The sequence below is a fragment of the Lysobacter sp. F6437 genome (genome assembly GCF_052547215.1).
The window spans coordinates 246774-271841 of record NZ_JBQWRB010000004.1 but is presented as its reverse complement, the minus strand read 5'-3'; the positions used below and the strand labels follow the sequence as shown (position 1 = coordinate 271841).

General features: G+C 69.4%; 24 protein-coding genes. 17 read left to right on the top strand and 7 right to left on the bottom strand.

The window, feature by feature from the left end:
- Window positions 1-9: 9 nt before the first annotated feature.
- On the bottom strand, window positions 10-711 hold the full coding sequence (locus ACT9F5_RS13010; RefSeq protein WP_445120376.1) for a hypothetical protein: 702 nt from the start codon (window positions 709-711) through the stop codon (window positions 10-12).
- Window positions 712-879: 168 nt separating this feature from the next.
- On the opposite strand from ACT9F5_RS13010, the gene ACT9F5_RS13005 reads away from it, so the two are divergent.
- From ACT9F5_RS13005 to ACT9F5_RS12980, 6 genes are all read left to right on the top strand, one after another.
- Window positions 880-1002, top strand: a complete 123-nt coding sequence (locus tag ACT9F5_RS13005; RefSeq protein WP_445120375.1) for a GFA family protein — start codon at window positions 880-882, stop codon at window positions 1000-1002.
- On the top strand, window positions 999-1475 hold the full coding sequence (locus ACT9F5_RS13000; protein WP_445120374.1) for a helix-turn-helix domain-containing protein: 477 nt from the start codon (window positions 999-1001) through the stop codon (window positions 1473-1475). Before ACT9F5_RS13005 ends, ACT9F5_RS13000 begins: the two co-directional genes overlap by 4 nt.
- Window positions 1472-1891: a VOC family protein gene (locus ACT9F5_RS12995; protein WP_445120373.1), complete on the top strand. Its 420-nt coding sequence runs from the start codon at window positions 1472-1474 to the stop codon at window positions 1889-1891. Before ACT9F5_RS13000 ends, ACT9F5_RS12995 begins: the two co-directional genes overlap by 4 nt.
- 151 nt (window positions 1892-2042) lie before the next feature.
- On the top strand, window positions 2043-2948 hold the full coding sequence (locus ACT9F5_RS12990; protein WP_445120372.1) for a DUF2268 domain-containing putative Zn-dependent protease: 906 nt from the start codon (window positions 2043-2045) through the stop codon (window positions 2946-2948).
- A 33-nt stretch (window positions 2949-2981) separates the two neighbouring features.
- On the top strand, window positions 2982-3539 hold the full coding sequence (locus ACT9F5_RS12985) for a YdeI/OmpD-associated family protein (RefSeq protein WP_445120371.1): 558 nt from the start codon (window positions 2982-2984) through the stop codon (window positions 3537-3539).
- Window positions 3540-3578: 39 nt separating this feature from the next.
- Window positions 3579-3932, top strand: a complete 354-nt coding sequence (locus tag ACT9F5_RS12980; RefSeq protein ID WP_445120370.1) for a TfoX/Sxy family protein — start codon at window positions 3579-3581, stop codon at window positions 3930-3932.
- Between the two features lie 83 nt (window positions 3933-4015).
- Here ACT9F5_RS12980 and ACT9F5_RS12975 read toward each other — a convergent pair whose 3' ends face one another.
- On the bottom strand, window positions 4016-5428 hold the full coding sequence (locus tag ACT9F5_RS12975) for an FAD-binding domain-containing protein (protein WP_445120369.1): 1413 nt from the start codon (window positions 5426-5428) through the stop codon (window positions 4016-4018).
- A 105-nt stretch (window positions 5429-5533) separates the two neighbouring features.
- Between ACT9F5_RS12975 and ACT9F5_RS12970 the strand changes: the two genes are divergently transcribed.
- The 5 genes from ACT9F5_RS12970 to ACT9F5_RS12950 all read left to right on the top strand — a co-directional run bounded on the left by ACT9F5_RS12970 (window position 5534) and on the right by ACT9F5_RS12950 (window position 11912).
- Complete coding sequence (locus ACT9F5_RS12970; protein WP_445120368.1) at window positions 5534-6667, top strand: efflux RND transporter periplasmic adaptor subunit; 1134 nt, start codon at window positions 5534-5536, stop codon at window positions 6665-6667.
- Window positions 6664-9747 carry an efflux RND transporter permease subunit gene (locus tag ACT9F5_RS12965; protein ID WP_445120367.1) on the top strand — a complete coding sequence of 1028 codons (3084 nt, stop codon included), beginning with the start codon at window positions 6664-6666 and terminating at the stop codon, window positions 9745-9747. Before ACT9F5_RS12970 ends, ACT9F5_RS12965 begins: the two co-directional genes overlap by 4 nt.
- Before the next feature lie 83 nt (window positions 9748-9830).
- Window positions 9831-10181, top strand: coding sequence for a DMT family protein (locus ACT9F5_RS12960; RefSeq protein ID WP_445120366.1), 351 nt, complete (start codon window positions 9831-9833; stop codon window positions 10179-10181).
- 45 nt (window positions 10182-10226) lie between these two features.
- Window positions 10227-10631 (top strand): GFA family protein, encoded by a 405-nt coding sequence (locus ACT9F5_RS12955; RefSeq protein WP_445120365.1) that lies wholly within the window; start codon window positions 10227-10229, stop codon window positions 10629-10631.
- Window positions 10632-10757: 126 nt separating this feature from the next.
- Window positions 10758-11912: an alpha/beta fold hydrolase gene (locus tag ACT9F5_RS12950; protein ID WP_445120364.1), complete on the top strand. Its 1155-nt coding sequence runs from the start codon at window positions 10758-10760 to the stop codon at window positions 11910-11912.
- A gap of 12 nt (window positions 11913-11924) precedes the next feature.
- Here ACT9F5_RS12950 and ACT9F5_RS12945 read toward each other — a convergent pair whose 3' ends face one another.
- Window positions 11925-12989, bottom strand: coding sequence for an oxidoreductase (locus tag ACT9F5_RS12945; RefSeq protein WP_445120363.1), 1065 nt, complete (start codon window positions 12987-12989; stop codon window positions 11925-11927).
- Window positions 12990-13153: 164 nt separating this feature from the next.
- Between ACT9F5_RS12945 and ACT9F5_RS12940 the strand changes: the two genes are divergently transcribed.
- The 5 genes from ACT9F5_RS12940 to ACT9F5_RS12920 are packed head-to-tail and all read left to right on the top strand — an operon-like array spanning window position 13154 to window position 16906.
- Window positions 13154-14113 carry an acetyl-CoA carboxylase carboxyltransferase subunit alpha gene (locus ACT9F5_RS12940; protein WP_445120362.1) on the top strand — a complete coding sequence of 320 codons (960 nt, stop codon included), beginning with the start codon at window positions 13154-13156 and terminating at the stop codon, window positions 14111-14113.
- Between the two features lies 1 nt (window position 14114).
- Window positions 14115-14372 carry a hypothetical protein gene (locus ACT9F5_RS12935; RefSeq protein WP_445120361.1) on the top strand — a complete coding sequence of 86 codons (258 nt, stop codon included), beginning with the start codon at window positions 14115-14117 and terminating at the stop codon, window positions 14370-14372.
- A 33-nt stretch (window positions 14373-14405) separates the two neighbouring features.
- Entirely contained in the window at window positions 14406-15737 is a 1332-nt protein-coding gene (gene tilS / locus ACT9F5_RS12930; protein ID WP_445120360.1) for a tRNA lysidine(34) synthetase TilS, read from the top strand.
- A gap of 31 nt (window positions 15738-15768) precedes the next feature.
- A complete protein-coding gene (locus tag ACT9F5_RS12925) occupies window positions 15769-16032 on the top strand; it encodes an exodeoxyribonuclease VII small subunit (RefSeq protein WP_445120359.1) in 264 nt (87 codons plus the stop codon).
- Complete coding sequence (locus ACT9F5_RS12920) at window positions 16025-16906, top strand: farnesyl diphosphate synthase (protein ID WP_445120358.1); 882 nt, start codon at window positions 16025-16027, stop codon at window positions 16904-16906. The genes ACT9F5_RS12925 and ACT9F5_RS12920 overlap by 8 nt, the downstream gene beginning before the upstream one ends.
- Before the next feature lie 124 nt (window positions 16907-17030).
- On the opposite strand, the gene ACT9F5_RS12915 is transcribed toward ACT9F5_RS12920, so the two are convergent.
- Together ACT9F5_RS12915 and pmbA are read right to left on the bottom strand one after the other, a co-directional pair.
- The gene (locus tag ACT9F5_RS12915; protein WP_445120410.1) at window positions 17031-17378 is read right to left on the bottom strand and encodes a DUF4870 domain-containing protein; all 348 of its coding nucleotides are present in this window, start codon (window positions 17376-17378) and stop codon (window positions 17031-17033) included.
- 284 nt (window positions 17379-17662) lie between these two features.
- Window positions 17663-19036 (bottom strand): metalloprotease PmbA, encoded by a 1374-nt coding sequence (gene pmbA / locus ACT9F5_RS12910; protein ID WP_445120409.1) that lies wholly within the window; start codon window positions 19034-19036, stop codon window positions 17663-17665.
- A gap of 49 nt (window positions 19037-19085) precedes the next feature.
- On the opposite strand from pmbA, the gene yjgA reads away from it, so the two are divergent.
- On the top strand, window positions 19086-19652 hold the full coding sequence (gene yjgA / locus ACT9F5_RS12905) for a ribosome biogenesis factor YjgA (RefSeq protein WP_445120357.1): 567 nt from the start codon (window positions 19086-19088) through the stop codon (window positions 19650-19652).
- A gap of 11 nt (window positions 19653-19663) precedes the next feature.
- Here the strand turns inward: yjgA and tldD are convergent, their stop codons facing one another.
- Complete coding sequence (gene tldD, locus ACT9F5_RS12900; protein ID WP_445120356.1) at window positions 19664-21112, bottom strand: metalloprotease TldD; 1449 nt, start codon at window positions 21110-21112, stop codon at window positions 19664-19666.
- A 33-nt stretch (window positions 21113-21145) separates the two neighbouring features.
- A complete protein-coding gene (locus tag ACT9F5_RS12895) occupies window positions 21146-25060 on the bottom strand; it encodes a YhdP family protein (RefSeq protein WP_445120355.1) in 3915 nt (1304 codons plus the stop codon).
- Window positions 25061-25068: the final 8 nt, after the last annotated feature.

Here is a 25068-nt window from a genome sequence, read left to right as displayed (position 1 = left end):
TGATGGCGCTCAGCCGCCGACCGCGGCTTCCGGCGCCAGCCTCTGTACCACCTTGCCGTCGGCATCGAGGAACTCGATCGCGCCGTAACCCTGTTCGGTCACGGTCAGGCGCAGGCGCGGCCGGCCTTCGGTGTCGGCCAGGTTGAGCGAGGGCGTGCCGTCGGCGGCGAGGTTCATCGCGATCCGGCGCACGGCCGGGTGCGGCACCACGCGATTGCCGAGCGTGGGTTCGCGCGGTTGCGGCGGCTTGGCGTTGAGGCCGAACTCCACCGCGCCGTCGGGCATCACCCGCCAGCCGACGGCGTCGACGTTGGCGTGGTCCAGCGCCAGCACTGCCGCGGTGCCGCCGTTGGCGAGGTCGGCCACGCCGAACCCGCCGCGCTCGCTGCCCTCGCGGTCGTAAACCACCATGCCGGCAACCGGGAAGGCGCGCTGGTAGGACAGTCCGTCGATGATCGGCGGCGGCGTGGGCGCGGCCAAGGTCATGCGGATCACGCCTGACTCGTCGACCAGGTCGATGCGGCGCGCAGTGATGCGTTCGTGGTCGACCGACTCGACCGTGGTCACCGGTGCTTCGTCGGCCACGATCTTCTGCAACTGCTCGGTGGTGTATGGCTTGGGCTCGGCGGCCATGGCGGTGTTGATCGCCGGGGCAATGGCGAGGGTGGCGGCGAGTACGGCCAGTGCGGTGCGGTTGGCTGCTGCAGTCATTGCTTGCTTCTCCTTCGATCAGTCGGTTCATCATCGCGGGTGGCGCGGATCGCGGCATATGCCGTTACTCACGAGCGTCCCGGGATTTTGTGGCCCACTGCCGGCGCGGGGTGGAAAACGCCATCCGTTTGCCCGACCCTTGCCGCATCGTCCGGCGAGGAGCATCCGATGGATTATCCGATCGAAGGCGGCTGCACCTGCGGCCAGGTTTGCTACCGCATGCTCGGCGCTCCGCTGGTGCATTGCTGCCATTGCCGCTGGTGCCAGCGCGAGGGCGGCGCGTCGCCATGAGCCAGAGCCCCGACTTGCTGCGGCGCCTGTTGCGCGCGAAGGACCGCATCGACGGCGCGCCCCATGAGGCGTGGCCGGTCCCGCGGCTGGCGCAGGTGAGTGCGGTCTCGGAGGCGCACTTCGCGCGGGAGTTCAGCAAGGCCTTCGGCGTGCCGCCGCACCGCTACCTGCTCACGCGGCGGATCGAGCGGGCCATCGCGTTGTTGCGCGACACCGACCTGCCTGTGACCGAGATCGCCTACCGGACCGGCTGGAACAGCCTGGGCACGTTCGGCCGCGTGTTCCGCGACGTCACCGGCGGGAGCCCCGGCCAGCTGCGTGCCCGCGAACGGCCCGCCGCCCCAGGTGCGGAACGCGCACCCGAATGCATCGCACGCGCCGTCCACCGGCCCGACCTCAGGACAGCAGTTTCGGAGAAGCGGCGCCGCGAGGCGGATGGGATAAAGACGCTCCAGACAACGGAGGTTCCATGACTCAGCATATTGGTGTTGGTGTGGTTGGTCTGTACGTGCGTGATCAGGATGAGGCGCTCGCGTTCTATGTCGACAAGCTGGGCTTCCGCGTCCACACGGACGCGCGCAACGGCGACTACCGGTGGCTCACGGTGCAGCACCCGGAGCAACCGTCATTCCAGCTCGGCCTGTTCAAGCCGGGCGCGCCGGTGCACGACCCGGCGACCGCGCAGGCATTGGACGGGATGGTGGCGAAAGGTGCGATGCCGCCGCTGGTGCTGATGGTGGGCGACTGCCGTGCGGCCCACGGACGCCTGAGCGCCTGCGGTGTCGAGTTCACGCAGGAGCCGGTGGAACGCTACGGCACGGTGGATGCGGGATTCCGCGACCCGTCCGGTAACGGCTGGAAGATGATCGAGGCCGGCGGCAAGGCGTAGACACGTCCCGGGGCGGCGCTCCCGAAGCCGGCCCCATCGACATTGCGGTTGACGGCAACCCATATAGGCCGATCCGCACGGTGCCTGTGGGGACGTTCGATCCGGTGGCATGCATGGCACTGTGCACGGCACTGGAAACATGGAGAACCGCATGATCAGGATTGCAGTTGCCGCCCTCACCCTGGCGGCCGCCTCGCCCGCGGCCGCGAATGACGCGCAGCCCGTCATCGAGACCGGCGACGTCGCCCGCTTCTACGAAATCTATGACGCGGCGGACGGCAAGCCGACCGCCGAGGTGCTGCAGCGCGACTACCTGGACCCGGGTTCGGAAGGCCTGCACACGCTCGCGCGGCTGCGCCGGGTCGATGGCGAGTCGATCGCCGCGGCGATCGCCAAGCGGCCGCAGATCTACTCGGAGGCGCGCGAGTGCGTCGCGGTCCTGCCGCGCGTGCATGACCGGTTGGCGGCGGCGATGGTCAGCCTCGGCAAGCTCTATCCCGATGCGCGCTTCCCGCCCATCACGGTCGCGATCGGCCGCGGCAAGCCGGTCGCCGTCGGCGGCCACGCGAGCGGCGTGCAGGTCGGGCTGGAGGCGCTGTGCGCGACCGACTTCATCAACCCCGACATCGAGGACCGCTTCGTGGGCGTCGCCGCGCACGAGTTCGCGCATGTCCAGCGGACCGCGGATTTCTCCGACCAGGAAAACGTGACCGTGCTGGCGATCTCGCTGGAGGAAGGCCTGGCCGAGTTCGTCACCGAGCTGACCACGGGCGCCGTGGCCTACGCCTACATGGAAGACCTGGTCGCCGGGCGCGAAACGGAGGTCGAGACGGCGTTCCTCGCCGACGCGGACAGCACCGAGCTCTCGGACTGGGTCTACAACAGCACGCCGGACAAGCCGGGGGACCTCGGCTACTGGGTGGGCTATCGCATCACCAAGGCGTACTACCAGCAGGCTGATGACAAGCAGCAGGCGCTTCGCGACATTTTCGCGATGACCGACCCGGAGGCATTCCTGGCCCGCAGCGGTTGGCGGCCGGGTATCGCCCTCGATTAGATTGGGCGTGGCTTTGCGAGAGGAGTAAAACTGATGGCTACTGCAAACACGTCTGCCGCCAGCATTCGTTTCAAGGCGCGATTGCTGCGTCCGGCGGAGCCAGCCAAGGCCGGCTGGACGTTCCTCGTCCTGCCCAAGTCCGCCAGCGAGAAGCTCCCCACGCGCAGCATGACCACCGTCGACGGCACCTTCGACGGCGCGCCCTTCGTGGCCACGCTCGAACCCGACGGCCAGGGCAGCCACTGGCTCAAGGTCGACAGGAAACTACGCGAAGCTGCGGGCGCCAAGGTCGGCGACGAGGTTGTACTGGAGATCGCGCCGGTGGAAGAGGAGCCCGAACCCAAAGTCCCGGCCGACCTGCGCAAGGCGCTGGCCGCCGCTCCGGAGGCGCGTGCGGTGTGGAAGGACATCACCGCCGTCGCGCGGCGCGACTGGATCCACTGGGTCACCTCGCCCAAGAAGCCCGAAACCCGCGTTCGCCGCATCGATGTCGCGTGCGACAAACTCGCCAGCGGCCAGCGACGCGCCTGCTGCTTCGACCGCTCGGGGATGTACAGCAACAGCCTGGCGGCGCCGGAAGCGGCGGACTAGGCTGCCAGCGACACCCACGCCAGCAGGAAGCGACCATTCATGGCGACCACCCGCGACTTCATCGATTACATCGCCGAACAGGCGGACCTCGGCGACGCGCTCACGCACAAACGGATGTTTGGCGAGTACGGGCTGTACCTGCACGGCAAGGTCATCGCATTCGCCTGCGACAACAGCCTCTTCATCAAGGCCGCTCCGGCGACGGCGGCGCTGACCGATCCATTGCCGAAGCGGCCGCCCTACCCCGGCGCCAAGAACTACCCGATCGCGGACGAACTGCTCGACGACGGCGACGCGTTGCGCGCCCTGCTGGTGGCGACCGAGGCGGCATTGCCGGCGCCGAAGCCGAAGAAGCCGAAGAAGCCGAAAGCGAGCAAGCGCAAGCCAGGCTGAGTTGGCTTGAGTTTTTCGGAAAGCAATCGAACCGCGCGTGCTGCCGCAAAGTGCAGATCGTCGGCGAGCGTACTGCCAACCCGCTACCGCTGCTTGAGTTTCGCGAACGCCGCCAGCGCGTCGCGGCGGCTGTCGGGCAGGTCCACCATCGGCCGGTCCGGATAGTCGCCTATTGCTTCGCGATCGGTGGCGCTGACTTCCCACGGGGCGTGCCGCGCGCGGGCCGGCAGTGCGCGCAGTTCGGGCACCCAGCGCGCGATGTACTCGCCCTGCGGATCGAACTTGCGAGCCTGCAGCACCGGGTTGAACACACGGAAGTACGGTGCGGCGTCGACGCCGGTGCCGGCCACCCACTGCCAGCCGAGCGTGTTGTTGGCAAGGTCCGCATCGACCAGGGTGTCCCAGAACCAGCGGGCCCCGTGGCGCCAGTGGATGCGCAGGTTCTTGGTCAGGAAGCTGGCCACGATCATGCGCACGCGGTTGTGCATCCAGCCGGTGGCCCACAGCTCGCGCAGGCCGGCGTCGACGATCGGCACGCCAGTGCGGCCGTGTTGCCAGGCGTGCAGCGTGGCGGGCGCCGGGTCGGCCCAGTCGAAATCGTCGAAGCGCGAGCTGAAGTTGGCGTCCGGTGTGTGCGGAAAATGGTGCAGCACGTGATGCGCGAACTCGCGCCAGCCGAGCTCACGCACGTAGGCGGCACGCTGGTCGGCCGGGCCGATGTGCTCCAGCGCTTCGACGATGCGCCACGGGGTGATTTCACCGAAGTGCAGGTGCGGAGAAAGACGCGAGGTCATGGTTTGGGCGGGGCGATCGCGGCCGTCGCGGTAGTCCTGCAATGCCCCGCTGGTGAATGCTTGCAGTGCGGCATCGGCGCCGTGCTCACCCGGTGTCCAGCCACCCCAGAACGACGTGTCCCAGCGTGGTGATGGCTGCAGGCGCAGATCGCCAATCGCCACTTCGTCCGGCAACGCTTCAAACGCTGGCAGTGCGTCGGGTGCAGGCCGGGGGCGCGGCGGGTTCCACCTCGACAACGCGGCTTTCCAGAACGGCGTGAATACGCGGAACGGATCGCCCGCCTTTGTCTCGACCTGCCACGGCTCGAACAGCAGGCTGCCGTTGTGTCCTTCCGCACGCAGGCCGTGCCGCCGCAGTTCACGCCGGATGCGGGTGTCGCGCGCTTCGATCACCGGGTCGTAGCGCCGGTTCCAGAACACCGCCTGCGCCCCGTTGGCGGCAGCGATGGCCTGCAGCGTTGCGAGACTGTCGCCGGCGAAAACGCGCAGGCGCGTCCCGCGTTGCCGCAGGTCGGCATCGAGCGCGACCAGCGAGCGATGCCGCCATGCATCCGACGCCGCGCCCGGCCCCCACTCGCCCTCCTCGTCGGGTGCGTGGATGTAAACCGGCACGGGTGCGAGGCCGGCCTTCAGCGCAGCATTCAACGCGGGGTGGTCGCGCAGGCGCAGGTCGTTGCGGAACCAGATGATGGCAGTCGGCATCGGGACTCACGGTACCGGAGCAAGGGCGTATCGGCACATCATCGGTGAAAGCGTAATTAATGCACCTGTCAGTACACTGGCGCGTCCTCGCCGCCGGAAACTTCCATGTCCGTATCACTCCGCACCTGGCTGCCGCTTGCCTGCCTCTGTCTCGCTCTGGTCGCTTGTGGCGGCGATGACACCGCGGAAGGCGCCGCGTCCGATGCCAATGCCGGGATGGCAGTCACCACCGCACCGGTCGTGCGGCGCGAGTTGGCCAGCGGGGTCACCGCGTCAGGTCCGATCACGCCGGTCGAGGAGATGCAGCTCGGGGTCGAGCTGAGCGGGCAGCGGGTTACCGCGGTCAACGTCGACGAGGGCGAAGCGGTCGACAAGGGCGATGTGTTGCTGACGCTGGACGCGCGCACGCTCGACTCCGACCTCGCCCAGGCGCAGGCGGCGTTGCGCGAAGCCGAAGCCGGTGCGGCGCTGGCCCGATCGAACCTGGCGCGCGGCGAGCAGTTGGCCAGCGGCCAGTACATCAGTGCATCGGCGCTGGACGAATTGCGCGCGGCGCGTACCCAGAGCGAGGCGCGGGTGGGCACGGCGCGCGCGGCGCGCGATGCGGCGCAGTTGCGGCGCGACTTCGCGACCCTGCGCGCACCGGCCGACGGCATCATCTCGGCCCGACTGGTGCAGCCCGGGCAGGTGGTCGCGGCCGGCAGCGAGCTGCTGCGCCTGATCAGGGACGGCGAGCTGGAATGGCGCGCCGAGTTGCCCGCCGGGGATCTGGGCAAGGTAAACCCGGGTGACCGCGTCGAGTTGCGTGACCGCGGCGGCAACGTCGTGGTCGGCACCGTGCGTGCGGTGTCGCCGGGCGTCGATGCCGCCAGCCGCACCGGCACGGTGTTCGCCGATCTGCCCGAGCCTGCCGAGCTCCAACCGGGCACCTATCTCGAAGGGCAGATCAATACCGGCCTGGCGACGGTACCGGTGGTGCCCGCGTCGGCGGTGGTGCTGCGCGACGGCTTCCCATCCGTGTTCGTGGTCGAGGGCGGCAGCGCGCGAATGGCGCGGATCGAGCGTGGCGCGACTGACAACGGTTATGTCGAGGTGCGCAAGGGCCTGAAGGAAGGCGCACAGGTGGTGACGCGTGGTGCCGGCTTCCTGGCCGATGGTGATCCGGTGCGCGTGGTCGAGGCCACACCGGCTCAAGGCACCGGCGCGACGTCCGAAGCCGCATCGGCCACCGCCCGATGAGCGGCGGCGGCACCCTCTCCTCATGGGCGATCGGCCGGCCGCTGCCGGCAGTGATGGTGTTCTTCGTGCTATGCGTGGCCGGAATCTGGGGCTTCATGCAGTTGCCGGTGGCGCGCTTCCCCGATATCGCGTTCCCGATGACCACGGTGACGGTGATGCAACCGGGCGCGTCGCCGTCGCAGCTGGAAACCGAGGTCACGCGTCGCGTCGAGGATTCGGTCGCAACCATCCCCGATATCAAGCGGGTGATGTCGACGGTTACCGAGGGCGTCAGCACCACGATGATCGAGTTCGAGCTCGACGTGGACATCGACGAGGCGCTCGACGAAACCAAGGACGCCGTCACGCGCGTGCGCACCGACCTGCCGCAGGACATCGAGGAGCCGCTGGTCAGCAAGGTCGAGATCGGCGGCGCCCTGCTGACCTACGCGGTGTCGGCGCCGGCGATGGCGCCCGACCAGTTGTCATGGTTCGTCGACCGCGAGGTCGCACGCGCCCTGTACGGCGTGGACGGCGTGGCGCAGGTGTCGCGCATCGGCGGCATCGAGCGGCAGATCCGGGTCGACCTGGACCCGCAGCAGTTGCTGGCCTTCGGGGTGACCGCGGCCGAGGTGTCGCAACAACTGGCACTCATCCAGGTCGAGCGTCCCGGCGGCCGCGCCGAGATCGGCGGCGAGCAGCAGACCATCCGCACCATTGGCACGGTCGAGGACGTGCAGGACCTGCGCAACTACACCATCAGCCTGGCCGACGGCCGCGCGGTGCGGCTGTCGTCGATCGCGACGATCACCGACGCCGCGGCCGACCCAAGCCAGGCGGCACTGCTTGATGGCGAGTCGGTGGTGGCGTTCTCGATCTCTCGCAGCCGCGGCGCCGACGAACTGGACGTTGCGGACGAGGTCGAGGCGACCCTCGCCGAGCTGGTCGAAGCCAACCCGGGCGTGGAATTCGAGCTGGTCAGCAACATGGTTGAGGAGACCGAGCGCTCCTACGAATCATCGATGACCATGCTGTGGGAAGGCGCGCTGCTGGCGCTGGTGGTGGTGTGGCTGTTCCTGCGCGACTGGCGCGCGACCTGGGTCAGTGCGGTGGCGCTGCCGCTGTCGATCATCCCGACCTTCGCGGTGATCTACTTCCTCGGCTTCTCGCTCAACATGATCACGCTGCTGGCGCTGTCGGTGGTGGTCGGCATCCTGGTGGACGACGCGATCGTCGAGATCGAGAACATCGTGCGTCACCTCGGCATGGGCAAGACGCCACGTGAAGCCGCGCGCGAGGCCGCCGACGAGATCGGCACCGCGGTGATCGCGACCTCGATGACGCTGGCGGCGGTGTTCATTCCGGTCGCCTTCATGCCCGGCATCGCCGGCAAGTTCTTCCGCGAGTTCGGCTGGACCGCAGCGACGGCGGTGCTGTTCTCGCTGCTGGTCGCGCGCCTGCTGACGCCGATGATGGCGGCGTACCTGCTCAAGCCGCACGAGGACCACGTCGCCGAGTCGCGGCTGATGAAGCGCTACCTCGGCTGGGTCGATGCCGCATTGCGCCATCGCGGCCGCACGTTGTGGGTGGCGTTCGGGCTGTTCGTGGTGTCGTTGTGCCTGGTGCCGTTCATCCCGACCACGTTCATTCCGACCGCCGACCAGGGACGCAGCAACCTCAGCATCGAACTGCCGCCGGGCACGCCGCTGGAGGAGACCACCGCCGTCGCCGAGCAGGCACGCGCGGAGTTGGCTTCGATGCCGGAACTGCACAGCGTGTTCACCATGGTCGGCGCCGCGCTCGATCTCGGCGACCCGTCCAAGACCGGCAGCGGCAGCGCGCGCGCGGCGACGCTGGTGGTCGACTGGGGGCCGGCGGACGACCGCGACCGCAGCCAGCAGCAACTCGAACAGGAGGTGCGCGAGCGTCTCGCCGACCTGCCGGGCACGCGGGTGAGTTTCATCAGTGCCGAACCCGGCGGCCTGATGCAGCTGGTGCTGGCCGGCGACGATCCGGAGACGCTGCATGCGGCGGCGGCCGCGGTCGAGCGCGATCTGCGCGGGCTCGAAGGCCTCGGCAGCATCTCGTCATCGGCGTCGCTGCTGCGCCCCGAGATCCGCATCGTGCCGCAACCGGCACGCGCGGCGGACCTTGGGGTTGCGACGGCATCGATCGCCGAGGCCGCGCGCGTCGCCACCGCCGGCGACTACACCCAGCGCATGGCCAAGCTCAACCTGCCCGACCGGCAGATCCCGATTCGGGTCGGCTTTGCCCGCGAGGACCTGCGCGACCCGGCGCTGATCGGCCAGTTGCAGGTGCGCGGCAACCAGGGCCCGGTGCCGTTGTCGGCGGTGGCGGAGATCGAGTCCGGCAGCGGGCCGTCGGTGATTTCGCGCTACAAGCGCCAGCGCAACGTCACCCTGACCGCCGAGCTCAACGGCCGTCCGCTCGGTGAGGTGATGCAGGAAGTGCAGCAACTGCCGAGCGTCAACAATCTGCCGGCCGGGGTCGACTTCCTCAATACCGGTGACGCCGAGGTGTTCGTCGAGCTGTTTACCGGCTTCGCGCTGGCGATGGTGGCCGGCATCGTCTGCATCTACATGGTGCTGCTGTTGCTGTTCAACCATCCGGTGCAGCCGCTGACCATCCTGACCGCGGTGCCGCTGTCGGCCGGTGGTGCATTCGGCGCGTTGCTGCTGACCCAGAACATGCTGTCGTTGCCGGCGCTGATCGGCCTGCTGATGCTGATCGGCGTGGCGACCAAGAACTCGATCCTGCTGGTCGATTACGCGGTGATGGCCGAGGACGAGCACGGCCTGTCGCAGCACGACGCACTGGTCGACGCCTGCCGCAAGCGCGCGCGCCCGGTGATCATGACCACGCTGGCGATGGGCGCCGGCATGATGCCGCTGGCGCTGGGCCTGTCAGGCGACTCCAGCTTCCGTGCGCCGATGGCATGGGCGGTGATCGGCGGCCTGATCACCTCGACCCTGCTGAGCCTGATCGTGGTGCCGGCGGCGTACACCGTGCTGCACGACGTCGGCGACTGGTTCGCACGGCGGCTGCGGCGACGTTCGACGGACGCCCCGGCTTCCGCCTGACCGGGGTCGCGTCCACGCCGGGGCCCCACCGGGGTCGGTGACGGTGCATCATTTCCGCCCCGACCCCGCATACGACGCTCCCCATGCAAGCGACCTGGCTCACCATCGGCCTGCTCACCCTGAGCAACGTGTTCATGACCTTTGCGTGGTACGCGCATTTGAAGGAGCTTGGCAGCAAGCCGTGGCTCCTGGCGGCGCTGGTCAGCTGGGGCATCGCGTTGTTCGAATACCTGCTGCAGGTGCCGGCCAACCGGATCGGCTACACGGTGATGTCGCTGGGGCAGCTGAAAATCCTGCAGGAAGTCATCACGCTGACCGTGTTCGTGCCGTTCGCGGTGCTCTACATGAAGGAGCCGCTCAAGCTCGACTATCTGTGGGCGGGCCTGTGCATGCTGGGCGCGGTGTACTTCATGTTCCGCAGCCGCGTGGGCTGAGGCGCAATGGTTCCGTAGCATGGCGTTTTCGGCGGAGGACTGGACATGATCAAGCAGGTGGATGGCGTACAGGTGTTGCCGCGCCACCGCGCGAGCTGCCATTGCGGCGCGGTCGAGCTGGAATTGGAACTACCCGACGGCATCGTCGACCCGCGGCGTTGCGACTGCTCGATCTGCCGTCGCAAGGGCGCGGTGGTGGCGTCGGTACCGCTGGCCGGGCTGCACGTGGTCAAGGGTGCCGAACAGCTGAAGCTCTACCAGTTCAACACCCGCGTCGCGCGGCACTACTTCTGCGGCAACTGCGGGATCTACACGCATCACCAGCGCCGCTCCAACCCGGAGCAATACGGCTATAACGTCGGCTGCCTGGAGGGCATCAATCCGCTGAAGATCGATGGCGTGGTGACGGAGGACGGCGTCAACCATCCGTCCGATGCCGCGCCCTCCTGAGACGATGCGCGCGGGCAACGGCAGGTTGCATGGCCTTTTGACACACGCTGGCCCGATCGACCCTCGATAAGGTGGTTCCCGACCGCGACGCTTGCGCGCGGGATCGAACCGGCCACTGGAGGCGCCATGCGAACCATCGGACTGTTGACCCTGCTGACCGCGACTCTGTGGCTGTCGGCGCCATCGCCTGCACAGGCGCAGGCGGAGAAGCCCTACGCGCCCGACTGCGGCGAACTCTGCGGCAAGATGCGCGAAGTGGTGCGGGACCTGACCCGCATCGAAACGCCCGACGGCGTGCAGGAGACCTACAAGACCCGCATCGGCGGCATCGACCAGTGGGTCAACATCCGCGGCCATGACCGCGACAACCCGGTGATCCTGTTCGTCCATGGCGGCCCGGCCTCGCCGACGATGCCGACCACGTGGCAGTTCCAGCGGCCGATCGAGGAGTACTTCACGGTCGTCCAGTACGACCAGCGCGGCGCCGGCAAGACGTTCCTGGCGAACGATCCCGAGGCGGTCGACGACACGCTGCAGATCCAGACCTATGTCGACGACGCCATCGAAATGGCCGAGCACGTTCGCCAACGGCTCGGCAAGGACAAGCTGATCCTCGTCGGCCACAGCTGGGGCACCATCGTGGCCACCCACGCCGCGCTGCAGCGCCCGGACCTGTTCCACGCCTATGTCGGCATCGGCCAGGTCGTCAACACGCGGTTGAACGAGAAGCTGAGCTTCGAATACGGGTTGCAGCGGGCGCGCGCGGAAGGCAACGAGGCGGCGGTGCGCGAGATGGAGTCGATCGCACCCTACCCCGGCGACGAGCCGATCACGCGTGAACGCATCATCATCGCGCGCAAGTGGCCGCAGCATTACGGCGGGATGACCGCCTACCGCGCCGAGTCGCCGTACTACCACCGCGGGCCGTGGCTGTCGCCGGAATACAGCGCCGACGACGTACGCGCGATCGGCGAAGGCAACGTGTTCACGCTGTGGCGGGTGCTGCCGCAATTCCTTGAGGTGGACTTCACCGGTGTCGAGTCGTTCCCGATCCCGGTGGTGATGTTCATGGGCCGACACGACTACACGACGCCGTCGGCGCCGACCGCGGAATGGATTGCCAAGGTGGATGCGCCGTGCAAGGCCGGCGTGTGGTTCGAGCACGCCTCGCACATGATTCCGTGGGAGGAGCCGGGCAAGACGCTGGTCAGCCTGCTCCGCTACGTGCGGCCCTTGGCAACCGACCCGGGCACTTGCCCGATGGATGCCGAGGCGGGTTGAGCCGGCATCGGCTCACCACGCCCGGCCATACTGCGCTGGCGGAGTGATCCCGGCGCCCAGCGCATGCGCCGCGCGGCGCGGGAAGTACGGGTCGCGCAGCAGTTCCCGGGCCAGCAGCACCATGTCGGCCTCGTCGTCGGCAACGATGCGCTCGACCTGCGCCGGGTCGGTCAACAGGCCGACCGCACCGGTGGCGATGCCGGCCTCGCGGCGGATGCGGCACGCGAACGGGACCTGGTAGCCCGGTTGCACCGGGATCTTCGCGTTCGGCACGGTGCCGCCGCTGGAAACGTCGACCAAGTCGATGCCGCGGTCCTTGACCCGCTCGGCCAGGGCGATGCTCTGGTCGATGTCCCAGCCCTCGCCCTCGACCCAGTCGGTCGCGGAGATCCGCAGCCACAGCGGCAGGCGCTCGGGCCAGTCGGCGCGCACCGCGTCGATGACGTCCAGCAGCAGGCGGATGCGGTTGTCGAAATCGCCGCCGTAGCGGTCCGTGCGGCGGTTGGAGATCGGCGACAGGAACTCGTGCAGCAGGTAGCCGTGGGCGGCATGGATCTCGACCATCTCGAAACCGGCGGCGAGCGCGCGACGGGTGGCGGCGGCGAAGTCCTCGACCACCTGCCTGATGCCGGCTTCATCGAGCGCCGACGGCACCAGCGAATCGTGATCGAACGCCACCGCCGACGGCGCCACCGGCGTCCAGCCGCCATCTTCGGGACCAACCGGGCCGCCGCCACGCCATGGCGCATCGGTGCTGGCCTTGCGCCCGGCATGGGCCAACTGCACCGCCGGTACCGCGCCCTGTTTGGCAAGGAATCGGTTGATCCGCGTCCATGACTGCGTCTGGGCCTCGTTCCACAGGCCGGTATCCGCCGGCGAGATGCGACCTTCCGGCGAAACCGCGGTGGCCTCGGCCATCACGGCCGCGGCACCGCCGACCGCACGGCTGCCCAGGTGCACCAGGTGCCAGTCGTCGGGCATCCCGTCGCGCGCGGAGTACTGGCACATCGGCGAGACCGCGAGGCGGTTGCGGAATGTGACGCCGCGCTGGTTCAGGGGGGCAAACAGTCGGGACAAGGGGCATTCCTGGGGGCGGACACTGCGGCCAGTAGACACGAGCGGACGTGAGCGTGCCGCAGAGCGTGGATCGGCCCGCTCTGCCACACGCCTCGGTACGGCCGGGACCGGTCGGCTAGACTGTCCCCTTGATCGGCAGCACGCTGCCCGAGAGCCGGACCCGCATGAACCCGAACTACCTCGATTTCGAACAACCCATCGCCGACCTGGAAGCCAAGATCCAGGAGCTGCGCCACGCCAGCCACGGCTCGGCGGTCGACGCCGACACCGAGGTCCATGCGCTGCAGGACAAGCTGCGCCGCCGCACCGCGCAGATCTTCCGCGACCTGTCGCCGTGGCAGGTCTCGCAGCTGGCCCGGCACCCGGCGCGGCCGCACACCAACGACTACATCCGGGTGATGTGCGACGAGTTCCAGGAGCTGGCCGGCGACCGCGCCTACAGCGACGATGCCGCGATCGTCGGCGGGCTGGGCCGGATCGACGGCCGCAGCGTGGTCATCATCGGCCACGAGAAAGGCCGCGACACCAAGAGCAAGATCCGCCGCAACTTCGGCATGCCGCGCCCCGAGGGCTACCGCAAGGCGCTGCGGCTGATGAAGCTGGCCGAGCGTTTCGAACTGCCGATCCTGACCTTCATCGACACTCCCGGCGCCTACCCCGGCATCGGCGCGGAGGAGCGCGGCCAGTCCGAGGCGATCGCGCGCAACCTGCTGGAGATGGCCGAGTTGAAGGTGCCGATCATCTGCACCGTGATCGGCGAAGGCGGCTCCGGTGGCGCGCTGGCGATCGGCGTCGGCGACAGCACGGTGATGCTGCAATACAGCACCTACTCGGTGATCTCGCCGGAGGGCTGCGCCTCGATCCTGTGGAAGGACGCCGGCAAGGCCAAGGACGCGGCCGAGCAGCTCGGCCTGACCGCGACCCGCCTGCATGGCCTCGGGCTGGTCGACAAGGTGGTACGCGAGCCGACCGGCGGCGCCCACCGCAACCCGAAGCAGATGGCGACCCGGCTCAAGACCGTGCTGATGAACGAGCTCGACGCGATCGAGGCATTGCCGCCTGGGCAGTTGCTGCAACGCCGCTACGAGCGCCTGCGCGGCTACGGCGCGTACGAGGTGGCCTGACATGGCCGGCAAGTTCATGGCACTGATGTGGGCGCTGGGCTGCGGGGTCCTGCTGGTGGCGACCTTCCTGCTGCTGGACTCCAACATCATGTTCGCGATGATGGCCGCGGGGCTGGCGGTCGCCTGCGCGCTGGTCGCCGGCGCGTGCCTGCTGAAGCCGTCGGCGCGCAGCATCGAACGCACCTCGCGTGGAGCCGACGCGGACGCTGGCGGGGACACGGCCACCCCGGGCACGCGCCGCAGGTGGGGACCGCGCTGAGCCGCGCCTCCGCGCGCAGCCCGGCCGCCGCGCATGCACGCCCTGCCCGCACTGCTCGATAACGCACTGCAACGCCTCCCTGCGGGGCCACTTTGCGTGGGATTCAGTGGCGGGATGGATTCGACCGTGTTGTTGCAAGCGCTCGCCGCATCGCCAGCGGCGCGGACGCGTGGTTTGCGCGCCTGGCACGTGCACCACGGATTGCATGCGGATGCCGACCAATGGGTTGCGGAATGCGAGGCGACCTGCGCAGGACTTTCGATCCCGCTGACGGTGACCCGCGTTGAAGTCGAGCGCGATGCCGGAACTGGTCCCGAAGCGTCGGCCCGGCAGGCACGCCGTGCCTCGTTCCGCGACGGGCTGGCCGACGGCGAAATCCTCGTGTTCGCACACCACCGTGACGACCAGGCCGAAACCTTCCTGCTGCGGGCGATGCGTGCATCCGGGCCGGACGGGCTCGCCGCGATGCGGGACTGGCGCGACTTCGGCCCGGGGCATCTGTGGCGGCCGCTGCTGGGCGTTCCGCGCGCATCGCTCGAGGAATATGCGACCGCGCATGGGCTGCACTGGGTCGAGGATCCAGGCAATGCCGATACCTCGTTCGACCGCAACTTCCTGCGCCAGCAGGTGCTGCCGCTGCTGGGCGAGCGATGGCCACACGCATCGGCGGCGCTGGCGCGTTCGGCCGCGTTGTGCGACGAGGCGGCCGGGCTGCTCGATTCGGGTGACGACACGGCGCTCGCCGACGTGTCCACCGATGATGCCGCGTCGCTGTCGCGCTCGCGCCTTTCAGCGCTTGCGCCGGCACGACGCGCACGGGTGCTGCGCCGGTGGATCGACAGGCTGGGCCTACCCCCGCTGCCGGCCAAGGGCGTCGTCCAGCTCGAGTCGACGCTCCTGCCGGCGCGTGCCGATGCGATGGCGACGTTCGAATGGCACGGCGCGGTGATCCACGCCTGGCGCGACCTGCTGCATGCGGAGTGGCGGCAATCGTCGCTACCCGACGATTGGCAAGTTCCCTGGGATGGCACCGCCCCCCTGTCATTACCCACCCACGCAACCCTGTACCTGCGCGCTGTCCAACGCGCGCCCGGCTTCGGCCGCGCCCTCCTGGTCCATTCCCGTCGCGGGGGCGAGCGCATCACCCTGCCCGGCCGCGACCACGGCCATGCGCTGAAACAGGTGCTGCAGGACCTGGCGGTGCCGCCGTGGAAGCGTGCGCGCCTTCCGTTGCTGTCGACCACGGAAGGTGAACTGCTGGCAGCCGGCGACCGGATCCTCTCGGCCGCCTTCGAGCAATGGCTGCGCGAGCACGGCACATGCCTGCAGTGGTCGCCGGCACCGCGGCAATCGCAGGCCGATTGACCATCCCGGACCCCGGCCGCACACTGGCGCCATGCCACGCAAAGCCACCCCCGAAGCCTCGCCGGTCGCCGATTTCGAAGCCTCGCTCGACTCGCTCGAGCAACTGGTCGAGAAGATGGAACACGGCGAGTTGAGCCTGGAAGAGTCGCTGGCCGCCTACGAGCGCGGCGTCGGTCTGTATCGCCGCTGCCAGACCGCGCTGGAGCAGGCCGAGTTGCGCGTGCGCCTGCTCAGTGACCCGCAGGACCCGGCCAGCGCCGAACCGTTCGCGCCGCCCGCCTCACCCGATGCTTGACCCGCAACTGGCGGCATGGCGCGAGCGCAGCGGCGCCGCGCTGGCAGCCGCCCTGCCCGCACTCGATGTGGAACCGCGAGCCCTGCACGCCGCCATGCGCCACGCAGTGCTGCTCGGCGGCAAGCGCATGCGCCCGCTGCTGGTGCATGCCAGCGGCGCATTGTTCGACGCCGACCCGGTGGCGCTCGACGCACCCGCGGTCGCGATCGAACTGATCCACGCGTACTCGCTGGTCCACGACGACCTGCCGGCCATGGACGACGACAACCTGCGTCGTGGCCAGCCGACGGTGCACGTCGCGTTCGACGAGGCCACTGCGATCCTTGCCGGCGATGCGCTCCAGTCGCTGGCGTTCGCAGTACTGGCCGACGCGCCGGTGGACGCAGATACACGGGTGGAGTTGCTGCGAACGCTGGCAACCGCGGCCGGCAGTACCGGCATGTGCGGCGGGCAGGCGCTCGACCTGGGCGCGACCGGTAACGGCGGCACGCTCACCGTCGCGGAACTCGAACACCTGCACCGGCTCAAGACCGGTGCGCTGATCCGCGCCGCGGTACGGATGGGCGCATCGTGCGGCAACGCCGGCTCGACCGACCTTGCGCGCCTCGACGATTACGCGGATGCGCTCGGACTGGCGTTCCAGGTGCGCGACGACATCCTGGACGTCGAAGGCGACAGCGCCACGCTCGGCAAGACCGCGGGCAAGGATGCCGCGCAGGACAAGGCGACGTTCCCGGCGTTGATCGGGATGCAGGCGTCGCGTGATCGACTGGCCGAACTTAACCAGGCAATGGCGGATGCGCTGGCCCCGTTCGGCGAGCGCGCCGGCGCCTTGCGGGCCCTCGGACGGCTGGCGGTGGAGCGCGACCGCTGAGTCCGCCAAAAGTGTAGGAGCGGCTTCAGCCGCGATCGGATAACCGGTCGCGCGCGCCGATTCCGGATCGCGGCTGAAGCCGCTCCTACAGAACAAGTCCGGGCAAGGAGCCCGGACAGGGCTCTTACTTGATCAGCCGCAACGTCAGCGGATAACGGTAGGCCACGCCTTCGTTGGCCTTGATCGCTGCGAGGATGCTCAGCACCAGCCATGCGATGCCGATGATGAACCAGGCCGGGACCGCGATGACCAGGCCGATGCCGAGGGTCATGATCGACAACACCGCCAGCGCGAGGAAGATGATGCCCACGGTGATGTTGAAGTTGAGCGCTTCCTTGCCCTGGTCATCGACGAACGGCATCGTGTCCTTCTTGGCCAGCCAGATGATCAGCGGGCCGACGAAGCAACCCAGGCTACCCGCCCAGCCAGCGGTGAGGATGCCACCGATCAGCGCGGAAAGATGCGCGAACATCGCCCACTGGCGCGCTTCGGCGGAATGTCCGTCCGGCGGCGGCTCGGAGGCCGGCGGTGGCTGGTTGAACGACTTGTTGAACGAGTCGCTGGATGAAGATTGCTGGCCACCTGGCGCCGCAGGCGGCTCCGGCGGCGTGCGCCCGCTCGCGTCGTTGAACGGCGGCGGGGTTCCGGGTGATTCGTTTTCGTCGGGGTTCATGACGTGCTCCTGCTGCATGGGCCTGGCACGAATCTCCGCTGAATCCCCCGGCGGGTCAACCGCCGAAGGTCAGGTGGCGCCGATCACCCCTCGCCCGCGACCGTCATCCGGCCGACCAGGATCGACCCGGTGCGGATGTGCGAGCGCGGGTCGACATCGCTGCCGACCGCCTCGATCGCGGCGAACATCTGCTTGAGGTTGCCGGCGATGGTGATGCCGTCGACCGGGTACTGGATCTTGCCGTCCTCGACCCAGAACCCCGCCGCGCCACGCGAGTAGTCGCCGGTGATGTTGTTGACGCCCTGCCCCATCAGTTCGGTGACCAGCAGGCCGCGGCCCATGCCGGCCAGCATCGCCTCGAAGTCGCCGCCGTTGGCCGCGACCTGCAGGTTGTGCACGCCGCCGGCATTGGCGGTGGTCTGCAGGCCCAGCCGGCGCGCCGAGTAACTGCCCAGGATGTAGCGCTGCAATACGCCGCCGGTGGCCAGCGGTGACTCGCGGGTGGCCACGCCCTCGGCATCGAAGGAGGCCGAGCGGAAACCGCGCGGCAGGAACGGCAGTTCGTCGATCGCGAACCAGTCCGGGAATACCCGGGTGCCGACGCTGGCGAGCAGGAAGCTGGCGCGGCGGTACAGCGCGCCGCCGGAGACGGCACCGAGCAGGTGGCCGACCAGCGATCGGGCGATCTCGGCCGAGAACAGCACCGGGTACTGGCCGGTCGCGATTTGCCGCGGGGCCAGCCGCGACACCGCGCGTTCGGCGGCCTTGCGACCGATCGTCGCCGCCGACTCGAGCCCGTCCGCGGCCAGCGCGATGCTGTACCAGCCGTCACGCTGCATGTCGGCACCCCGGCCCGCGATCAGCGCGCAACCCAGGCTGTGCTGGGTGCTGCGCTCGCGACCGACGAAGCCGTGCGAGTTGGCATACACCGACAGGCTGCTGCCGCTGCCGACCGAAGCGCCGTCGGAGTTCTCCAGCCGCGGGTCGAAGTCGCGGCCGGCCTGCTCGCAGGCCAGCGCCAGGTCGATCGCGTGGTCGGCCTCGATTGCCCATGGGTGCCAGCTGTCGAACTCACGCAGGTCGGTTGCCATCAGCTCGGCGTCGGCCAGGCCCGCGGCCGGGTCGTGCTCGGTGTGCCGGGCGATCGCGCAGGCCTGGTCGACGGTGGCGGCGAGGCTCGCGTCCTGCAGGTCGGCGGTCGAGGCGCTGCCCTTGCGGCCGCCGAAGTAGACCGTGACGGCGATCCCGCGGTCGCGGGTCGACTCGACCGTTTCGACCTCGCCCATCCGCACGTTGACGTTGAGGCCGGTGTCCTCCGAGCACGAAACCTCGGCCTGATCGGCGCCATTGGCGCGGGCGCGTTCGAGCAGGCGCTGCGACAACCCGGCCAGCAGGTCCAGGTGGGCGTCGCTGTCGGCGTGGGCTGGTACGGGATTCCCCGTCGAAACAGAGGCGATGTCGCTCAATGACTTATCCTTGCAATTCGAGATCAGGTGGACGTTGACGATGCGTGGCAGAGACGAAGAAACCGGCGAGTTCCATGACGACAGTCGCAGCCAGCAACGCCGCGACGCGCTGGAAGTGTTGTCGCTGGGGCAGCAGCTGGTGGCGCTGACCGAGACCCAGCTGGCCAGGCTGCCGGTGCCCGAGGCGCTGCTGCCGCATATCCGCGACGCGCGCCGCATCACCTCGCATATCGCCCACAAGCGGCAACTGGCGTTCCTGGCCAAGCAGATGCGACGCGAGGACGACGAGGTGCTGGAAGCGATCCGCGACGCGCTCGACGAGAAGGGCGATGCGGCGCGGCGCGAGGTCGCGGCGATGCACCGGGTCGAGGCCTGGCGTGACCGCCTGCTGGCCGAGGGCGACGAGGCGCTGGCGGAGCTGATCGAGCAATACCCCGACGCCGACCGCCAGGGCCTGCGCCAGCTGGTGCGCAACACGCTGGAAGAGCGCAAGCGCAACAAGCCGCCGCGGGCGTTCCGCGAGCTGTTCCGGCAGTTGCGCGAGTTGATGCTGGCGGGTCAGGAACCGGCTGGCGACGACGACACGGCTGACGAAGACGCGATTTAACGCCACGGCGTTCACGCCTGGGTGCCGCCCACCGTGATGCCGTCGATCAGCAACGACGGCTGGCCGACGCCGACCGGCACGCTCTGGCCGTCCTTGCCGCAGACGCCGACGCCTTCATCAAGCGCCAGGTCGTGGCCGATCATCCGCACCTTCTGCATCGTCTCCGGGCCGTTGCCGATCAGGGTCGCGCCCTTGACCGGCGCGGTGACCTTGCCGTCCTCGATCAGGTAGGCCTCGGTCGCCGAGAACACGTACTTGCCGCTGGTGATGTCGACCTGGCCGCCGCCGAAGTTGACTGCGTACAGGCCCTTCTTGACCGAACGGATCATCTCCTCCGGGTCGTGCTTGCCGGCCAGCATGTAAGTGTTGGTCATGCGCGGCATCGGCAGGTGCGCGAACGACTCGCGGCGGCCGTTGCCGGTCGGCTTCATGCCCATCAGCCGGGCGTTGAGCGAGTCCTGCATGTAGCCGACCAGCACGCCGTCCTCGATCAGGGTGGTGCACTCGGTCGGCTGGCCTTCGTCATCGATGTTGAGCGAGCCGCGCCGGCCCGGCAGCGTGCCGTCGTCGACGATGGTGACACCCGGCGAAGCCACGCGCTGGCCCATCCGGCCGGCATAGGTGCTGGTGCCCTTGCGGTTGAAGTCGCCTTCCAGCCCATGGCCGACCGCCTCGTGCAGCAGCACGCCAGGCCAGCCGTTGCCGAGCACCACCGGCATCACCCCGGCCGGCGCATCGACCGCGTCGAGGTTGACCAGCGCCTGCCGCAGCGCCTCGCGGCCCCAGGCCTCGGGCTTGCCGTCGGCGAACAGCTCGGCGTAGCTGTAGCGTCCGCCGCCGCCGGTGTAACCGGATTCGCGGCGACCGTTCTGTTCGACGATCACCTGCACGTTGAAGCGCACCAGCGGTCGCACGTCGGCGGCAAGCACGCCATCGCTGCGCGCGACCAGCACGGTGTCGACGCCCCCGGACAGGCTCACCATCACCTGCTTGACCCGCGGGTCGGCGGCGCGCAAAAGCTTGTCGATCCTGCGCAGCGCCTCGACCTTTTCCTCGTTGCCAAGCGAGTCGATCGGGTCGTCGTTCGGGTACAGCGAACGGCCGCCGCCGCGCGCCAGCGAGCGCGGTGCCGCGCCGTCGCCGGCCATGCCCTTGGAGATCGCCCGCGCCGACCGCGACGCGATCATCAGCGCCTCGGTGTTGATCTCGTCGGAGTAGGCGAAACCTGTCTTCTCGCCACTGATCGCGCGCACGCCGACACCCTGCTCGATCGAGTGCGCACCGTCCCTGACGATGCCGTCCTCGACCGTCCAGCTCTCGCGACGCGCGTGCTGGAAATACAGGTCGCCAAAATCGACGCCCGGCCCGAGCAACGTGCCGAAGGTGCGCTCGAGGCCGTCGGTGTCGAGGCCGGCGGGAAGAAGCAGGCGGGATTCGGCGAGTTGCAGCGGTAGGGTCATGGGGCAGCCGTGTCGGACGGAGGGGTTTTGGCGCTATCCCGACGATATGCGGGCATCGGCGGGTGCTTCAACCGGCGGCTCAGGTGCCAGCGCCCGGCCCTGTTCGCGACTGATCACCTCGACCCTGGGCTCGGCCCACGGCCCGGTGACCTTGTAGGTCCGCGCGGTGATCAGGCCGAGCGGCTTCTGCAGCACCGCGTTGGCCGCCGCGCCAATCGCCGCGCCGACCGGGCCGGCGGCGATCGCGCCGACGGCGGTCAGCAGGTTGCCGGCCTTGGGCACGACCTCGACGGTCTGGTTGAAGGTCTCGTCACGCAGGTTGGCGGCGCCGCGTATGCTGATCTCGGCGGCCGGACCATCGATGCGGAGGTCGTCGCTGCGCGCACTGCCGTCGGCGAACTTGATCGCGCCGGTGATCTCGTTGAACGCGAAGCCCTTCGAGAAGAAGTCGCGGAAGTCCAGCGACAGCCGTCGTGGCAGCTCGGCGATGCTGAGCAGGCCGAGTACGCGGCCGGCACCCGGCTCGACCTCCAGCAAACGGCCGTCGCGCGCGTTCACGGTCAGGCTGCCATCGAGTCCTGCGACGTTGAAGTCGGCCGGGCTGCCCGACCACCCCGCGTCGAGCCGCGCCTCGCCCTCGCCACCGGCAAGCCGTCCGCCGTAGCCGAACCCGTCGAGCATGGCCCCGAAGTCCTTGCTGGCGAGCGACGCCGACAACCGCGTGCGCGCCGCCGCGCCACGGCCGGTCCAACCGCCGGTGACATCGATCGACTGGTCCGGCGCACGTGCGGTGAACTGCTCGACCTGCAGGCCGGCCGGGGTCGGCCTGGTGCGCAACTTCGCACTGCCGAGGCGGGCGTCGACGATGCGCAGGTCATCGATGTCGAACGACAACGGCGGGATCGAGGCGGGGTCGATGGTGTCGGCGTCCGCGACCTGCGCGGGTGTCGTTGCTTCGACCGCGGCCGCAGGGTTGGCGTCGGCCTGCGCCGTGGCCGACGCCGGGTTTGGTGCCGGAGCGGTCGCCGACTTCCAATGGAGCCGCTCGAACTTCCCGGAGATCGCCGCCGCACGCGACGCAGGCACGCGCAATTGGCCCTGCAACGCGTCGCCCTCGGCGCGCACCGCGGTTGCGCCGCCATCGGCGGGCACCACCAGCAAGCGGGTATCCGGAAACACCCCGCCCAGCAGTTGCAGGCGCCGGGCGGTCACGTCGATGCGTTGCAGCGGCATTCGCGTCGCGCCCTCCCCGCCGCCCTGCACCAGGCCGATCCACTCGATCGCATCGAGCTTGTCGGCGCTACCACTGGCGACCAGCCCTGCGACCGGCGGCGGCTGGTCCACCCGGCCGCCGCCCAACGCGATGCGGACGCCGGTGCGCCCACCTGCGGAACGCGCACGCAATGCGAGCAGGTTGCCGAGTCCGACCTCAACGTCGCCACTGCCCATCGGCAGCGGCGTGTCGATGGTCGCGGCAAGCGACGCAGGCGCCGGCTTGCTCAGGGGCTCGGGCAGGGTCAGCGCGGTGCCGACCAGGTCGGAGCGCATCCGCAACCGCGCGGCCGGCGTGCCCGGGCCGCCACTCGACCTGGGGACCGTTACCCCGACGTCCCAGCGCGAGCGGCCATCGAGGTGCGGCTTGAGCCACGCAAGGTCAGGTGCACGATCAATCAGCGCGTCGGCATCGAAATCCGCCTGCAACCCGGCTTCGAAAGCGTTGCCACCGGCACGCACGTGGCCCTGCCCGGCGCGCAGGCTCAATGTACCCGGGCGGTCATCGTGTCGGACCTGCAGGCGGTCGGCGTGGAAACCATTGCGGTCGTATTCGATGCGACCGCCGACCTGTTGGAAAGCCAGGTCCCAGCGCGGGTCGGCCAGTGTCGCGCCATCGAGTTCGACATCGCCGTTGATCGCGAACGCCGCGCCGCGATGCAACGGCAGCCGCAGGTCGAAGTCGACCACGGCCGCGCCACTGGCGCTCAGGCTGTCGAAGGTCTCCGGCTGCATCCCCCGCAGTGGGCTCTGCCGCAACACCTCCAGCAGCCCGGCGAGATCGCCGCTGCCCTCGGCCTCCACGGTCAGCGCGCCGTCGCGGTAATGGTCGATGGCGCCGCGCATGCGGTGGATGTCGACCTCGCCGAGCGCGCCGGTGCCCTCGATGCTGAAACCGTTGCCGACGAAGCTGGCGTCGACGTCGACGTGCTCGGCCGCTGGCCAGTCGGGCTGGAAGCGCAGGGTCGCGTCGACGATGTGCCCGGTCGCCTCGAAGCGGCCGTCGTTGTTGTCGAACGGCCAATCGTCGAGGTCCCCGACCACCAGCGCGCGTCCGTCCTTCAGCGTGCCGGCGACCAGTGCGGTGTCCAGCCAGTCGATCAGCTTGTCCGACATCTTGTTGCGGACCCAGAACCCCTTGGCGACCGGGAGCGCGGTGTCGTCGAGGGTGGTGGCGATATCGATCCACGGACGGCTGCCGTCGCCCTGCCACCACAGCCCGCCGCGCGCATTGGCGCCGAAGCCGTCGCCATCGATCGCCAGCGCCGCGGTGCCGATACGCCAGCCTGCACCGTCGCGCCAGCCGTTGATGTCGCCGTCGAGCGTGATTGCGTGGACCACCCCGAAACCGCTGGGCCAGTCGAACGCGACCGCGTGGCTCGGGTCGAGCTGCAACCGGAAGCCATCGGCGTCGCCATCGAACTCACCGGCAAGCCCGTGCAGGCCGGGTGACTCGCCAACCGGGTCGAATCCCAGTGCCTCGATACGTGCGCTTGCATGCATGGCACCGCCCCGCGTCCCGCTGACCGCGATGTCCTGCAGCGTGGCGCGCGGTTGCGCCTGGCGTATCCATCTGCGCAGCCCGGGCGGGAGCCGATCGCTGAGCGCGGCGACGCCGAGCAACGGCGCGACGTCGACCCGCTGCGCGCTCACCGCGTAATGCGTACCGCCGGCCAGCAGCAGGCCATCCATGACATGGCTGCTACCGCCGCTGTCGATCCGCAGGACGGATGCATCGACGCGCCAACCGCCGTCAACCAGCGCCCAGCGTGCGCGCGACTCGACTGTCCCGAACTGCGCCCGAGGCGCTGATGCGGCCGGGCTCTCCGGAACCCCGCGCAGCACCAGCTGGTCCAGCGCGGCATCGACAGTGACGGCGGATACACGATTGCCCTTGAGCGTTGCCCAGGCCTCGGCGCGTCCCGTGCCGGCATCGACCGACACGCCCATCAGATGCAGCAACGGCGACCACTGCCCAAGGTCGACCTTGCGCGCACCGGCATAGACGTCGCCGTCGCCGCTCTCGCGATCGAGGTCGAGCATCGCGTCGACCGGTTGTGCGACAACGCCGGCCGCGACCTCCGGCCACGCCCGCACGCCAGCGCGGACGCGGCTGCCGCTGACCTGCAGGCGCAGGTCGATCCGCGGGATCTGCGCATCGATGCCGAGCCGGGGCGCTATCACCGCCAGCTTGCCGTCGATCACCTGCAACTCACCCAGCCCTTCCAGCGACTCGAATGGATCGACCCCGGCTTTCTGCTGCCCCGGCAAACCGCGCACCTGCCAACGGCCGTCGGCGATGCGCTCCAGGGTCAGGTCGAGTCCGCGCAGGCGCAGTTCCGAGAACGGCGTGCCCGGCAGCAGGCCGGCATAGATCGACACCAGCATCTCGGTATCGCCGACGGTGAATGCCTTGTCGCCCTCGCCGATGCGCAGGTTGTCGAGTTGCAGCAGCGGGCCGCGACGGGTCCATTCGGTCTCGACCCGGTCGAACGCGATGGTCCGGCCGGCGCGCTGGCTCAGCCAGGCGGCGACCGCATCCGGGTTGCGTTCGGCCAGCGGAAGCATCTGGCTGGCCACGCCGAGCACGAGCGCCACCAGCACCAGCGCGATCGCGATGGTGTAAGCCAGGCCGCGGCGGGCCTGGCGCAGGCGGCGGCGCGTCGGGGTCGGCACGTCAGCCC

Bases quoted from the DNA above. Each gene is read 5' to 3' on its own strand.
- ACT9F5_RS13010 (WP_445120376.1), bottom strand. From the start codon at position 711: ATGACTGCAGCAGCCAACCGCACCGCACTGGCCGTACTCGCCGCCACC.
- ACT9F5_RS13005 (WP_445120375.1), top strand. From the start codon at position 880: ATGGATTATCCGATCGAAGGCGGCTGCACCTGCGGCCAGGTTTGCTAC.
- ACT9F5_RS13000 (WP_445120374.1), top strand. From the start codon at position 999: ATGAGCCAGAGCCCCGACTTGCTGCGGCGCCTGTTGCGCGCGAAGGAC.
- ACT9F5_RS12995 (WP_445120373.1), top strand. From the start codon at position 1,472: ATGACTCAGCATATTGGTGTTGGTGTGGTTGGTCTGTACGTGCGTGAT.
- ACT9F5_RS12990 (WP_445120372.1), top strand. From the start codon at position 2,043: ATGATCAGGATTGCAGTTGCCGCCCTCACCCTGGCGGCCGCCTCGCCC.
- ACT9F5_RS12985 (WP_445120371.1), top strand. From the start codon at position 2,982: ATGGCTACTGCAAACACGTCTGCCGCCAGCATTCGTTTCAAGGCGCGA.
- ACT9F5_RS12980 (WP_445120370.1), top strand. From the start codon at position 3,579: ATGGCGACCACCCGCGACTTCATCGATTACATCGCCGAACAGGCGGAC.
- ACT9F5_RS12975 (WP_445120369.1), bottom strand. From the start codon at position 5,428: ATGCCGACTGCCATCATCTGGTTCCGCAACGACCTGCGCCTGCGCGAC.
- ACT9F5_RS12970 (WP_445120368.1), top strand. From the start codon at position 5,534: ATGTCCGTATCACTCCGCACCTGGCTGCCGCTTGCCTGCCTCTGTCTC.
- ACT9F5_RS12965 (WP_445120367.1), top strand. From the start codon at position 6,664: ATGAGCGGCGGCGGCACCCTCTCCTCATGGGCGATCGGCCGGCCGCTG.
- ACT9F5_RS12960 (WP_445120366.1), top strand. From the start codon at position 9,831: ATGCAAGCGACCTGGCTCACCATCGGCCTGCTCACCCTGAGCAACGTG.
- ACT9F5_RS12955 (WP_445120365.1), top strand. From the start codon at position 10,227: ATGATCAAGCAGGTGGATGGCGTACAGGTGTTGCCGCGCCACCGCGCG.
- ACT9F5_RS12950 (WP_445120364.1), top strand. From the start codon at position 10,758: ATGCGAACCATCGGACTGTTGACCCTGCTGACCGCGACTCTGTGGCTG.
- ACT9F5_RS12940 (WP_445120362.1), top strand. From the start codon at position 13,154: ATGAACCCGAACTACCTCGATTTCGAACAACCCATCGCCGACCTGGAA.
- ACT9F5_RS12935 (WP_445120361.1), top strand. From the start codon at position 14,115: ATGGCCGGCAAGTTCATGGCACTGATGTGGGCGCTGGGCTGCGGGGTC.
- tilS (WP_445120360.1), top strand. From the start codon at position 14,406: ATGCACGCCCTGCCCGCACTGCTCGATAACGCACTGCAACGCCTCCCT.
- ACT9F5_RS12925 (WP_445120359.1), top strand. From the start codon at position 15,769: ATGCCACGCAAAGCCACCCCCGAAGCCTCGCCGGTCGCCGATTTCGAA.
- ACT9F5_RS12920 (WP_445120358.1), top strand. From the start codon at position 16,025: ATGCTTGACCCGCAACTGGCGGCATGGCGCGAGCGCAGCGGCGCCGCG.
- ACT9F5_RS12915 (WP_445120410.1), bottom strand. From the start codon at position 17,378: ATGTTCGCGCATCTTTCCGCGCTGATCGGTGGCATCCTCACCGCTGGC.
- yjgA (WP_445120357.1), top strand. From the start codon at position 19,086: ATGCGTGGCAGAGACGAAGAAACCGGCGAGTTCCATGACGACAGTCGC.
- tldD (WP_445120356.1), bottom strand. From the start codon at position 21,112: ATGACCCTACCGCTGCAACTCGCCGAATCCCGCCTGCTTCTTCCCGCC.